13 protein-coding genes are annotated in these 12,829 nt (G+C 68.4%); 8 read left to right on the forward strand and 5 right to left on the reverse strand.

Annotation, left to right across the window (positions count from 1 at the left end; genetic code table 11):
- From ABDW31_RS25060 to ABDW31_RS25075, 4 genes are all read right to left on the reverse strand, one after another.
- A partial coding sequence (locus tag ABDW31_RS25060; protein ID WP_343699814.1) for an efflux RND transporter periplasmic adaptor subunit occupies positions 1-866 on the reverse strand: 866 nt, incomplete at its 3' end.
- Positions 863-2,086, reverse strand: a complete 1,224-nt coding sequence (locus tag ABDW31_RS25065; protein WP_343699815.1) for a TolC family protein — start codon at positions 2,084-2,086, stop codon at positions 863-865. The genes ABDW31_RS25060 and ABDW31_RS25065, both read right to left, overlap by 4 nt.
- 124 nt (positions 2,087-2,210) lie before the next feature.
- On the reverse strand, positions 2,211-2,441 hold the full coding sequence (locus ABDW31_RS25070) for a hypothetical protein (protein ID WP_343699816.1): 231 nt from the start codon (positions 2,439-2,441) through the stop codon (positions 2,211-2,213).
- 116 nt (positions 2,442-2,557) lie between these two features.
- Positions 2,558-2,920: a hypothetical protein gene (locus ABDW31_RS25075; RefSeq protein WP_304279904.1), complete on the reverse strand. Its 363-nt coding sequence runs from the start codon at positions 2,918-2,920 to the stop codon at positions 2,558-2,560.
- A gap of 294 nt (positions 2,921-3,214) precedes the next feature.
- Here ABDW31_RS25075 and ABDW31_RS25080 point away from each other — a divergent pair, with 294 nt between their 5' ends.
- The 8 genes from ABDW31_RS25080 to ABDW31_RS25115 all read left to right on the forward strand — a co-directional run bounded on the left by ABDW31_RS25080 (position 3,215) and on the right by ABDW31_RS25115 (position 9,694).
- Positions 3,215-3,694 (forward strand): DUF305 domain-containing protein, encoded by a 480-nt coding sequence (locus ABDW31_RS25080; protein ID WP_343699817.1) that lies wholly within the window; start codon positions 3,215-3,217, stop codon positions 3,692-3,694.
- 181 nt (positions 3,695-3,875) lie between these two features.
- On the forward strand, positions 3,876-4,163 hold the full coding sequence (locus ABDW31_RS25085) for a hypothetical protein (protein ID WP_099579177.1): 288 nt from the start codon (positions 3,876-3,878) through the stop codon (positions 4,161-4,163).
- A 1-nt stretch (position 4,164) separates the two neighbouring features.
- A complete protein-coding gene (locus ABDW31_RS25090; RefSeq protein WP_343699818.1) occupies positions 4,165-4,605 on the forward strand; it encodes a periplasmic heavy metal sensor in 441 nt (146 codons plus the stop codon).
- Complete coding sequence (locus ABDW31_RS25095) at positions 4,602-5,174, forward strand: RNA polymerase sigma factor (RefSeq protein WP_343699819.1); 573 nt, start codon at positions 4,602-4,604, stop codon at positions 5,172-5,174. Before ABDW31_RS25090 ends, ABDW31_RS25095 begins: the two co-directional genes overlap by 4 nt.
- A 108-nt stretch (positions 5,175-5,282) precedes the next feature.
- The gene (locus ABDW31_RS25100; protein ID WP_343699820.1) at positions 5,283-7,124 is read left to right on the forward strand and encodes a copper resistance system multicopper oxidase; all 1,842 of its coding nucleotides are present in this window, start codon (positions 5,283-5,285) and stop codon (positions 7,122-7,124) included.
- Complete coding sequence (locus tag ABDW31_RS25105; protein ID WP_168077121.1) at positions 7,121-8,167, forward strand: copper resistance protein B; 1,047 nt, start codon at positions 7,121-7,123, stop codon at positions 8,165-8,167. Before ABDW31_RS25100 ends, ABDW31_RS25105 begins: the two co-directional genes overlap by 4 nt.
- 28 nt (positions 8,168-8,195) lie before the next feature.
- The gene (locus ABDW31_RS25110) at positions 8,196-8,531 is read left to right on the forward strand and encodes a copper-binding protein (RefSeq protein ID WP_168077123.1); all 336 of its coding nucleotides are present in this window, start codon (positions 8,196-8,198) and stop codon (positions 8,529-8,531) included.
- 53 nt (positions 8,532-8,584) lie between these two features.
- The gene (locus tag ABDW31_RS25115) at positions 8,585-9,694 is read left to right on the forward strand and encodes an acyltransferase (RefSeq protein ID WP_343699821.1); all 1,110 of its coding nucleotides are present in this window, start codon (positions 8,585-8,587) and stop codon (positions 9,692-9,694) included.
- On the opposite strand, the gene ABDW31_RS25120 is transcribed toward ABDW31_RS25115, so the two are convergent.
- Positions 9,681-12,641, reverse strand: a complete 2,961-nt coding sequence (locus ABDW31_RS25120) for a Tn3 family transposase (protein WP_343699822.1) — start codon at positions 12,639-12,641, stop codon at positions 9,681-9,683. The two genes, ABDW31_RS25115 and ABDW31_RS25120, sit on opposite strands and share 14 nt — an antisense overlap.
- Positions 12,642-12,829 lie beyond the last annotated feature (188 nt).

Here is a 12,829-nt window from a genome sequence, read left to right on the forward strand (position 1 = left end):
GCCTGGACCGTCCCGCGCAGGGTCTCGCCCGGATAGGCCGCCAGGGTGACGCCAACGCCCTGGCCCGGACGCAGCTGCCCGGCCTGCGCCTCGGGCACGGCGGCCGTGACCCAGACCCTCGAGAGGCCGTTGATCTCGGCCAGGGTCTGGCCGGCGCCCACGGTCATGCCCGCTCGCACGTCGAGCTTGGTCACAACACCGCCCAGCGGCGCCGCGACGGTGATCGTGGTGCGCGGCCGGCCGTCGCGGTCGAGACCGGCGACCACGCCGTCGGGCATGCCCAGCAGCCTTAGACGCTGGCGGGCGGCGGCGGTCAGGGCCGCGTCGCCGGTGCGCCGGACGGCCAGATATTCAGCCTGGGCGCCGCCCCACTCGGGGACCAGCAGGTCGGCCAGCGGCGCGCCGGCGGCGATCACGTCGCCGGGCGCGCGGCCATAGACCCGCTGCACGAAACCGCCGCTGCGGGCCTGGACCACGGCGACGTCGCGTTGGTTGAAATCGACGATCCCGGTGGCGGTCAAGCCGCTGGAAAGCGCGCCTTCCTCCACGGTCGCCAGCCGGAAGCCCAGGTTCTGTGCGGCCGACGGATCGATGCGCACGCCCGCCGCCGAACCGCCTGCCTCGGCTTCGCCGGCGTATTTGGGCACCAGCTGCATGTCCATGAACGGCGACTTGCCCGGCTTGTCGAAGTGCTGGGCCGGGACCATCGGGTCGTACCAGTAGAGCACCTTGCGGTCGTCGGCCGAAGGCTGCGACATCGCCGGCTTGGCGGTCAGGCGGGCCAGGCCGTAGCCACCGGCTCCAGCCAGGACGACCAGGGCGGCGGCGCCCGCGAGCAGCGCCTTCATCGAGGGGGACGGGGTCATTGGTCGTTTCCGTAGGTCAGGGTCAGGCGGGCGGCGTCGAGCGCAACGGCGGCCTCGCGATCGAGGGTGGTGAGCTGGGCGTCGGCCAGGCCGGAGAAGGCGGTCAGCACATCGGGCAGACCGGCCGTGCCGGCGCCATAGGCGGCGGTCTCCAGCTGGGCCTTTTGCTTTGCGAGCGGCAGCAGCGTGTCGCGGGCCCGCAGCCATTGCTCGTGGTGCATGACGTGGTCGGCGAGATCGGCTTCGAGCTGAGCGCTCAGCGCCCGGCGAACGTCCTCGCGCTGGGCGTCTGCACGGCCGGCGCTGGCGGCGCGCGCCGCGATCATCGGGTCCTGGCGGCTCTTGCCCCATAGCGGCAGGCTGATGCTGAGCCCCGCCGAGACCATGTCGCCGAACATCGGGTCGCGGCGCTGATAGGCCACCTCCCAACTCCAGTCGGGGCGCTTGTCGGCCTTGGCCAGGGCGACATCGGCCTGGGCCTGACGGGCGGCGGCGTCTTTCGCCAGCACGGCGGGATTGCGATCGATCGCCGCCCTCAGAGTGGCGGGGGCGAGATAGAGGTCGGGCGCTTCGCCGACCGCTTGCGGATCGGCGTCGCCCGTCCAGCGGGCCAGCATGGCGCGGGCGCGGCCTAGTTCGGAGACCGCTTCGCTGCGACGGTCCTCCAGGGCAGCGCGCATCTGCGCCGCTTCCAGCGCCTGGGCGGGCCGCGAACGTCCCGCGGTGACGCCGGACGGCGCGGCGCTCCATAGCGGGGCAAGCTGGGCGACCACCCCGTCAAGGGCGGCTAGCTTGCGCTGGGCGTAGAGCAGCTGGATCCAGGCGAGCGCGGTGGCGACCCGGACCTGGCGAGCCTCGACCGCGCCCTCGGCCCCGGCCGTGACGATGTCGGCTTCGGCCCGACCGATCCGGGCCTGGCGCTTGGCGGCGCTGGGCATGTCCTGGCTGAAGCCGACCCGGGCCATGGTCATCTCGTCGGCGCCAAACCGCCCGGCCGGGGGACCCGAGACCGGGAAGTTGTCCAAGCCGAGGGCCAGCTTGGGATCCGGCAAGGCGCCGGCGGCCTTGGCCGAGGCCTTGGCGGCCTCGACCTGCAGCGCGGCGGCGCGCAGGGCCGGCGCGTTGGCGGCGGCCGCATCGAGGCTCTGGGCGTAGGTGAGCGGCGCGGCATGGGCGACGCTCGCCAAGCTCAGTCCGGCCAGAAGAGGGAGAATACGCATGGGCGAAAATCCTGGAGGCAGCCGTGAAGGGGCCAGCGCCCCGGCGAGGCGTTTGCAGCCGCGTCGCCGGGGCCGGACGTGACGGGCGAAGACAGGGGATCAGCCCCCGCCCGTCCCACCCGAGCTAGCGAGGCGAGCGGGCCGGTTGGGACGCGCCGTCGACGCCGTCGACGGCGTGCGGCATACAATCGGCCGGCATGTCGCAAACCCACGCGGCGCGCCGGAAGACGTCCTTGGGGTTGGCGGGCGCGGGGGCGGCCTGCAGATGGCCGCAGGCGCGTGGCGCGGCGGCCGACGCCGTCGCCAGGGAAGCAAGGCTGGCGACGAGCGCCAGCGCGATAATGCGGGGAGACATGAGGGTCATCCTTGAAGATCGGGAAGCCAGCCCGCGCGAGCGCGGGCGATCACACGCGCCGGGCAGGGCGGGCGCGTGAAACGAGCGATGGACGTGGATCGGCCTTTGGGCCGGTCCTAGGCGATCGTTCGTGGAGGCGGATCTTCGGGGATAAGACGGTGCGTGCGACCGCTGGTGTTCGACCAGCTGGTCTCGACGCGATAGCTGACGGTGACCGGGATCGCCGAGCCCTCGCAGGGGGCGGCGACGGACAACGCGCAACTGACCGCGCAGGCCTTGGCGCAATCCTTGGCCGACATGGCCTTGCCGTGGTCGCAGCAAGGATCGGCCTGAGCCGCGTCGTCGCCGGCGGGGGCCATGGCGACCATAGCCATCGCGTCCATGCCGGCCATGTCGCAATCGGCCCGCGCGGCATTGACCGCCAGCGGACTGAACGCGAGGGCCACGGCGGCCAGGAAAGCGAGCGCATGCCTTAGCATCGGGCAAGCTTAGCGCAGTCGCACGGCGTCGTCATGTACGGACAATCCCTGAACGCGGTTCGCCGCGACCGCGGCGCGGACTAGCGAGGGCTTGAAGCCAAGCCCTGAAAGCCGCCGATCCGGTCCAATACGCACCGGCCCGGATCATCCCTCGACCCATTCGCGCCTTCGCGCCGAATATTTTCAGAAGCGGAACGGGGGCGTCGTTCGCCGGTTTTGGGAGCGTCGAATCCGGTTTGGACATCCGCGCGCCGCGACCGTGGTAGCGGCTGCGCCGGGCTCCAGGAGAGCGTCATGGCCGAGCAGCACGCGCCGGAAAATCATCAACACCACAGGCCCTACCTGCGCCTGGCGGTCATGACCGCCCTGTCGTTCTTGGCCATGTACGTCCTGATGTACGCCATGGTCGATAGGGCCGCGAACATCCATCCAAGCTTCAACCAGGCCTACATGGCCGGCTTGATGACCGCGCCGATGGTGGTGCTCGAACTTCTTCTCATGGGCATGATGTATCCGAGCAAAGGCCTCAACCGCGGCTTGGTCGCGTCCAGCCTCGTCATCGGGGTTTTGTGCTTCGCGGCCATCCGCCAGCAGTGGCTGGTCGGCGACCGCGAGTTCCTGCGCTCGATGATCCCGCATCACGCTGGCGCGATCCTGATGTGCGGACGCGCGCCGGTGAAGGATCCTGAGATCCGGCGCCTTTGCGCCACGATCATCAAGGGCCAGCAGCAGGAGATCGACCAGATGGGCGCGATGCTCGCGCGCCCCCGCTAATCCTTGGCGGGCGCCGGACCGGCTGGCCCGCACGCTTGTGGCTTTGCACGGCCGTCTTGCGCATAGGGCGTTCCCCGCCCGCCATCCGTCGTTCACACTCTGCGTCGGGGCGCGTCATCCTTCACCCGAGGGATCGGACCGCGGGCTGCGTATGCAGGGATGTAGAGTCAGGGGATCGGCGATGAGCGACAAGCTCGACGAACTTTTCGAAGCGTTGCGGCGACAACCGCACGCTCAGCTGCACGGTCTGGAAGGTCAGGTCTGGGCCAGGATCGACACCTGGCGCGACGGCCGGCGCGCGGCGAACGCACTCGTGCCGCTGCGCGCGGCCTCGATCGTCGCGGCCCTGGGCTTGGGCATGGTCGGCGGCAGCCTCGCGGCCAACGCCGCCGCGCGCGCGCCCTCCGAGATCTCCGCGTTTTCGGTCGACGCGCACTTGGCGCCATCGACCCTGTTGGGCGGTCGCTGACATGCGCCGGATCTCGCGCGGCGCCGTGCTGACCGTCGTCCTGGCCCTGCTGGCCGGGGTCGCCGGAGGCTGGCTCGGCTCGGGCCGGTTCCTGCCCAGGCCCCATGCCCAGTCGCTGCATGAGATGGTCCACCACGAACTGAAGCTCAGCGTGGATCAGGATCGCCGGCTTGAGGCGCTCGAACAGGATTTCGCCGTGCGTCGTCGCGCCCGGGAGGCCGAGCTGCGTGCGGCCAACGCCCAGCTGGCCGCCGCCATCCAGGCGCGCCACGAATACGGCCCCGAGGTCGAGGCCGCGGTCGAGCGCTTCCATGCGGCCATGGGAGCGCTGCAGTTGGAGACGGTCCAGCACGTCCTGGCGATGCGCAAGGTGCTGACCCCCGAGCAGGCGGCCAAGTTCGACCGCCGCGTCAGCGAGGCGCTCACGAACGAGACGCCGTGACCGCCGGTCTTGGCGAGGATGATGACGGCGCGCAGGCCAGGCGCGCGGCGCGCGGCGACGAGCGCGCCTTCAGCACGCTGATGCGCCGGCACAAGAGCTCCTTGCATGCCTTCGCCCGACGCCATGTCGGCGACCCCGAAGCCGCCCATGAGGTAGTGCAGGAGAGCTTCGTCGCCGCCTGGAAGGCGCTCGATCGCTATGATCCGGCCCGGCCGTTCGGCGCCTGGATGCGGGCGATCGTCCTCAACAAGTGCCGCGACCGGGGGCGGCGCCTGTTGGTTCGCCGGCTGATCCTGGGCGAACGCTCGATCGACGCGCCGGGCGCTCCCGACCCTGCCGACCCCACGCCAGGCCCGGAGGCGGCGAGCCTGCGCGCTGAGCAATTGTCGCGCCTGGAGGCGGCGATCGCGCGTCTTCCCGACCAGCTCAAGGAGCCCTTAATTCTCACCTATCTGGAAGGCTACTCGCAGCAGGACGCTGCGGCGTTCCTGGGCGTCAGCGTCAAGACGATCGAAACGCGCGCCTACCGCGCCCGCAAGCGCCTGGCCGACTGGCTGGTCGACTCCTGACTTTTTTGGCCCGCCGATGAGGGGGGCGAAGTTTCTGCGCGTAGCCACCTTAGAGATCGCGTTGCGGCCGTCATGGCTTCGCTGGCGCGTCATCGTCAAAGGGCTGTCATGCGTCGATCCAGTGCGGCTTTCGATCGCCGTCATTTCCTCCAATCGCTCGCCATACTCGGCGGCGGCGCCACGCTCGCGAGCCTCCTGCCGTCCTGGGCGCGCGCGGCGGGCGATCCTGGCCGCGCGCCGGCCGCTCTTTCCGGCGACGACATCAAGCTGACTATCGGCCACACGCCGGTCACGGTGGACGGCAAGGGCGCCCACGCCGTGACGATCAACGGCACGGTTCCAGGGCCGCTGATCCGGCTGAAGGAAGGCCAGCATGTCCGGTTGTCGGTGACCAACACGCTCGACGAGGACACCTCGATCCACTGGCACGGCCTGCTCGTGCCCTTCCAGATGGACGGCGTGCCCGGCGTAACCTTCCCGGGGATCAAGCCGGGCGAGACCTTCGTCTACGAATTCCAGGTCCGGCAGTCGGGGACCTACTGGTACCACAGCCATTCGGGTCTGCAGGAGCAGATGGGCCACTATGGGCCCATCATCATCGACCCGGCCGGTCCTGATCCGGTGGCCTTCGACCGCGAGCACGTCGTGGTGCTGTCGGACTTCAGCCGCCTGCACCCGCACCAGATCTTCAAGAAGCTCAAGCAGCAGAGCGGCGCCTTCAACTACCAGCGCCAGACCATCGGCGGGCTTCTGGCCGGCAAGGATCAAACCCTGGCCGAGCGCTTGGACTGGGCCAAGATGCTGATGGACCCGACCGACATTTCCGACGTCACCGGCGCGGCCTACACCTTCCTGGTCAACGGCCACGGGCCTGAGGACAACTGGACGGCGCTGTTCTCGCCGGGCGAGCGCGTGCGCCTGAGGTTCATCAACGCCGCGGCCCAATCGGTCTTCAACGTCCGGATTCCCGGCCTGCGCATGACCGTGGTCGCCGCCGACGGCCAGTACGTGCGGCCCGTCGAGGTCGACGAGTTCCAGATCGGCAACGCCGAGACCTATGACGTCATCGTCCAACCGACGCAGGACAGGGCTTTCACCATCGTCTCGGAGTCGGTCGACCGCTCCGGGCTGGGCCGCGCCACTCTGGCGCCGCGGCTGGGCATGAGCGCCGAGGTCCCGCCGCTGCGCGAGCGGCCGCTGACCACCATGCGTGACATGGGCATGGATATGAGCGGCATGCAGATGGGCGGCATGGACCACGGGTCCATGGACATGTCCGGCATGGACCACGGGGCCATGGGGCATGGCGCCACGAGCCCCGCGCCCGGCATGGCGCCGCCGCGCCAGCGCGGAAGCGACGTGATGGGTAAGATGGACATGGGCGGCATGGACATGTCCATGCGCAATCCGGACAACGCGCCACAGGTCAAACTTGGCCCGGGCGTCCAGACCATCGCGCCGATGCCGATGGATCGCACTGGTGAGCCCGGCCAGGGCCTCGAAAGCGTCGGCCACCGGGTGCTGGTCTATCGCGATCTGGCGGCGCTCGAACCGAACCCCGACACCCGCGCCCCGCAGCGATCCCTCGACATCCACCTGACCGGCAACATGGAGCGGTTCATGTGGGGGTTCGACGGGCGCAAGTTCAGCGACCGGCCGCCGCCCTACGCCTTCCGTCACGGCGAGCGGGTCCGGGTCACCCTGGTCAACGACACCATGATGGCCCACCCGATCCACCTGCACGGCCACTTCTTCGAACTAGCCTTCGGACCGGCGGGGCACATGCCGCGCAAGCACACGGTCATCGTCCTGCCGGGCGGCCGCGTCAGCTTCGATTTCACCGCCGAGACCGGCGACTGGGCTTTCCACTGCCACATGCTCTACCACATGCACGCGGGGATGTTTCAGGTCTTCAGCGTGCGCGACACCCCCGTGGAGGGCGCGCGATGAAGGCCCCGCTGATCGCCCTCCTGCCGGTCCTTTGGGCGGCCCCGGCCCTGGCCCAGCACGCTGGTCACACCAGCGCGCCCGCCGCGCCGAGTACCAGCCCCAAACCCGCGCCGGCAAGCCCGGCCCCGGCCGCCGACCCCCATGCCGGACACGACATGGGCGCCATGCCGGGCATGGCCATGCCCAAGCCACAGGCCGCGCCGGCGGCCGACCCCCACGCGGGCCATGACATGAGCGCCATGCCCGGCATGGGCGTCCCCGCTCAGTCGGAAAGCCAGGCCGAAGCGATGGGACCGCCGCCTCTGCCTGATCACGAAACGGCCCCGCCGCCGCCGCCCGCCGATCACCTGGCCGACAAGGTCTTTGATCCGGCCGCCATGGACCGGGCTCGCGCCGTGCTTCGGCAGGAGCATGGCGGCGCCCAGGCCTCGCAGGTGATGGTCAATCTCCTCGAATATCAGGCGCGCTCGGGCGGCGACGGCTATCATTGGGATGGCGAGGCCTGGTTCGGCGGCGACCTCAACCGCTTGGTCCTGAAGTCCGAGGGCGAAGGCGACCGCCACGGCGTCGAGGCCGGCGAGGTCCAGGCGCTCTACTCGCGCGCCGTGGGCCTCTACACCGACGTGCAGGTCGGCGTGCGCCAGGACGTCGAGCCCAAGTCACGCACCTACGCCACGGTCGGTTTCGAGACCCTGCTGCCCTACTGGATCGAGGCCGGCGGCGCGCTGTTCCTGTCGAACAAGGGCGACGTGCTCGGCCGGGTCGAAGGGGCGATCGACTGGCGCCTGACCCAGCGCTTGATTCTGCAGCCGCGCGCCGAACTCAACCTCTCGGCCCAGGACATCCCCGAGACCCAGACCGGCTCTGGCCTGTCGGACGCGGAGCTGGGCTTGCGCCTTCGCTACGAAGTTCGTCGCGATTTCGCGCCCTACGTCGGCGTGACGTGGGCCAAGCGCTTCGGGCGGACCGCCGACTACGCGCGCGCCCTGGGGCAAGACGTTTCCGACACCAGTCTCGTTGTCGGCCTGCGAGCCTGGTTCTAGCCCGCCGACGATCCCAAGGAGCCTGCTCATGAAGATACTCACCATCACCGCCGCGACCGCCACGCTTGCGCTTGCCGGTCAGCCCGCCGCCGCCCAGATGGCCGGCATGGACGATCATGCCGGCCACGCAGGCCATGCGGCCGAGGCGAGCGCGGCGGTCGAGGCGGTCGGCGTCGTGCGCGCCATCGACGCCAAGGCCGCCAAGGTCACTCTGGCCCATGAAGCGATCCCGGCGTTGAAGTGGCCGCCGATGACCATGGCCTTCAAGGTCGCTGATCCCGCCCTCCTGAAGGGCCTGAGCGTCGGGACCAAGGTGCGCTTCAAGCTGCAGGGCCAGACCATCGTCGGCCTGACCGCGCTCTAGCGCCCACCGGGCCGGCGCTCGCCGGCCCCAACCATCACCTCGGGGGAGGGACCATGTATCCGTCGGACATCCGTCCGCTCACGTCGTTGCGCATCTGCGCGGCGCTGTGGGTGCTCGTCTATCATTTCCGCAACCACCTGGATCTCGGCCTCGAGCGCTTTGGCCTGGCCGCCAAGGGCTACCTCGGCGTCGACCTCTTCTTCATCCTGTCGGGGTTCATCCTCAGCCACGTCTATACACGCGCCTGGGCCGAGCGCCGGTTCAACTACGGCTCCTTTCTATGGGCGCGTCTGGCGCGGGTCTATCCCGTCCACTTGGTCACCCTGGCCGCGACGATCGCCATCTGGCTCGCAGCCCTGAAGCTGGGGGTCCGCTTCGATCCCCAGGCGTTCGACCCGCGCATGCTCCCCCAGCACCTGTTGCTGGTGCATGCCTGGGGCACGACGCCCACCGTGCAGTGGAACTTCCCCTCTTGGTCGATCTCGGCTGAGTGGTTCGCCTACCTCGGCTTTCCGGTCGCGGCCGTCGCCTCGGTGTCGCTGAGGCGTCGGCCACGCCTCTTCGTCCTCGCCGTGCTCGCCCTGTTCGTCGCCATGTTCCTGACGGCCCAGGGGCGCGGGGTGCTGTTCACCGACATGAGCGCCCAGATCGGCGCCTTGCGGATCATCCCGGCCTTCCTGATGGGCGCGGCCCTGCATCGCTTGGGATCGAGCCTGAGCCTGCCGGCCGGCACGGCCGGATTCGGCGCGCTCGCCGCGACGGCCTGGGTGGCGATCGCCGCCAGCCTGCGACTGAGCGATCTCTATATCTGGCCGGCTCTGGCGATGCTGATCTTCTGCCTGGCCGAGACGTCCAAGGCCGCGAAGCCAGGCGCGATGTCGGCGCCGGCGCTCGTCTATCTCGGCGAGGTCTCCTACAGCCTCTACATGGTCCACCTTCCAGTCGACATCGTCTATTTCCACGCCCTGGAAAGGCTGGCGCCAAGCCTGTCCGGCGCGGGGATCGCCTTGGCCTGGGCCGGAGCTTTCGTGGCCTGTCAGCTGGCCGCGATGGTCGCCTACCATCTTGTCGAACGGCCGGCGCGTAACTGGGCTCACCTCAAGGTTTGTTCGCTAAAGTACGCTAAGAAGAACGATGCGCGAACATGGTTCAAGCCGCTCTAAACAACCGATCGCGCGGATCATGAAGCGGCCGCTCGCCGGCGGCCGACGCTGGGGCGGCATCACGCCAGAGATAGTCGCCCGTGAGGCCGATGTGCTGCCAGCTCATCGGCGACAGGTGGGCGATGAGGCGTTCGGGCGCCTCCTGCCCATTGGCGCGAAGATGATCAACGGCGCGCTGCATATATAATGTGTTCCAAAGCGCGATGGCGGCGATGACCAGGTTGAGGCCTGACGCCCGGTGTTGCTGGTTCTGCAAGGTGCGATCGGCGATCCGACCTTGCTTATGGACGAAGACGGCTTGGGCCAGGGCATGACGGGCTTCGCTCTTGTTGAGTCCGGCCTGACAGCGACGCCGCAAATCCGGGCTTTCGAGCCAGTCGATCGTGAACAAGGTGCGCTCAATGCGGCCCACCTCCGAAAGCGCAAGATCAAGCCTGTTCTGCCGCTTATAGGCGGCCAGCTTCTTCAACATCACCGAGGGCGCGACGGCGCCGGCCTTGATGGAAGCGGCCAAGCGCAGGATGTCGTCCCAATTCTCCTCGACAACGTCGACGCGGATGGGCCGACCTAGCAGCGGCTCCAGGATCTTGTGGCGGGGCTTGACCCCGACGATGGCGAGGCGCCGATCCTGAATGTCGCGCAGACGCGGCGCGAACCTGTAGCCCAGGAGATGGCAAAGGGCGAAGACGTGATCGGTCGCTCCGCCGGTGTCGGTGTAGTGCTCGCCGCCTCCCCGGCCTACCAAGCCGTCCAGGACATAGGGCGCCTCCGACGCTGTCGCCGACAGCACCTTGGTGTGGAACGACCCGTGCATGTCGGAGAGATGGGTGAAGACCCGCAAGCCCGGTTCAGGCCCGTACTTGGCGTTGATGTCGCCCGCGCCGGAGCGGCGGCGTCCAGACCTGAAGAACTGGCCGTCCGACGAGGACGATAGCCCATCACCCCAGTGACGCGCGAAGGGCTGGCTATGGTGGACATCAATGATCTTGGCCAAGGCCGCGCGGTAGTTCTCCTCGCTGAGATACCAACTCTGCGTCCAAGCGAGCTGAGCATAGGTAACGCCCTGACTGGCGTTGGCCATGCGCTCCAGACCAAGGTTGGTCGCATCGGCGAGAACAGCGGCCAGCACGCAGCTGGGATTGTCGTGCGCCCGACCAGACCGGAGTTCTCGGAACGCTGAGGAAAAGCCCGTCAAAGCGTCGATCTCGGCGAGGAGCTCGGTGATCCGGATGCGCGGCAATAAGGCGTCGATCGCCCGATCGAGCACGCGCGCCTCATCGGGCGTGCTGGCCTTGATCGGCTTGACCGACAAAGCCTCGCCCTGAAGCGAGACGTCCTCGAGGTCGCCCCGGGCCAGCTTTCGGGCGAAGGCGGCGAGACGCTGATCGAGCAGGCCGGCCCGCCCGCTCAAGTAGGCGCCCATCTCGACGGTCACCGGCAGGGATTGGGCTTGCTCGGCGACGTCGTCTTGCGGGATCAGATAGTCGTCGAACCTCCGGTAAGCTCTGGAGCCTTCAATCCAGACGTCGCCGGCGCGGAGCCGGTCGCGCAGTGTGGCGATGACGGCGGTCTCATAGAGGCGCCGGTTGATCGGACCCCGGGGAGGCTTGACGAGGGTCTTCCAAGCCTTCGAGGCGAATGGCATCGGCGCGTCGTCTGGAGGCTGCCTGCGCTCGCCGGCATTCAGCTCCCTCAGCAACGCGATCGCTTTGAGCATCGGCGCGCCGCCCGTTCCAGCCCTAAACCGCATGTGAGCCAGGAACGCCGGTGCAAAGCGACGCAGGGCGCCATAGCGTTCCGCGGCGCTGACGAGCGGATCCTGCAACGCCAGGGAAGCCAAGGCGTCGATTTTCGGCCGCGCGGCGACCACCTTCCACCAGCCGACGTCTGCATCAATTTGGTCAAGCACGTCACGACCATCGGCCCGGGCGCGCTCGACAGAGGCGATGACGCCGCTGAACAGACCCATCAGTTGGGCCACCTCGCGCTGACTGGCCTGGTACTGCCGCTCGCGGCCGCGCCTGGCCTTGGCGAAGAGAGAGCCGACCATCTTGTCGAACATGTCGATGGCCGCATCGCTGATCCGGCGCTCGAGATCGAGAAGCTGTGCGGCGACGGTCGCGCGTCGACGGCCAACGCTATAGCCGTTGAGCAGGAACGCCGGTGCAATCGCGCCTTCGCGGACGTATTGGTCGAAGCGCCGCTCGTGGATCGACTCGGCGATTTTCGGCGGCAGGTCGATGGCGCGGACATAGTCCAACCGCTCCATCAATGCGCCCATGTTGAGGGCGCTCGGGGCTTCGGGCAGATCGCGCAGCCAGGCCAGCGCGGACTTGCCAAGGCTCGGATCATTGACGAGCAGCTGGTCCAGCGCCGCAAGCTGCGCCTCTGACAAACTCGCCAAAAGATCGGCAGCCGATTGTCGCCTCGCTTGCGCACGTCCTGCCAGCCCAATGCGCTCGATGGTGTCCGACGACGGAAAAGCGATGCCTCGGCGACGAAGCTGCGTCATGATCGCTTCGGCGATCGGTCCGCCCTTGTCGGTTGATCGCGCCGCGTCGGCCGCGATGGCTATGGCCAATCGCAGGTCCGAGCGGCTGAAAGCGCGAAGGCCAAGGCGAGCATGGAGCGCCGTCAGGTGTTCGCTTCGGGTCTGACCCCGCCCGCCGTAATTGGCCAAGGCCTCTGGTGGAACGTGGATCTGCTCGGCGATGAAATTCAGAAGCGTCGGCGCGACAGGCGTACTCGCAGCCCAGCCGAACCCGGGATGTCGCAGGAGCGCCAACTGTACAGCGGCGCCAAGCTTGTTGGCTGGACGCCGTCGCTCCTCGATCCAGTCGAGATCCTCCGGGGAGAGCGTATAACGGGTAGCGATCTCGCGATCGCTGGTCGGCGGCTCGAAAAGCCGTCGACGTTCCTCTGCCGTGAGCAAGCTTCGCCGCGCCATCTGACAGCCTCCCCGCCTTTTGCGGTGGCTCAGAATTCAAGAAAAATGAGACGCTGACCAGTGTCATTTTCAGAAGACGACTGCACCAGTTGATTGGGCGTAATGGCTGTTGTGCAGCCAGCTCCTGACAGTTCAATATCAGAAGTGATCTGCACCAATCTCGACTATGCTCAATACTCGTGTGCACC

Source organism: Caulobacter sp. (assembly GCF_039596335.1).
Taxonomy (GTDB): Bacteria; Pseudomonadota; Alphaproteobacteria; order Caulobacterales; family Caulobacteraceae; genus Caulobacter.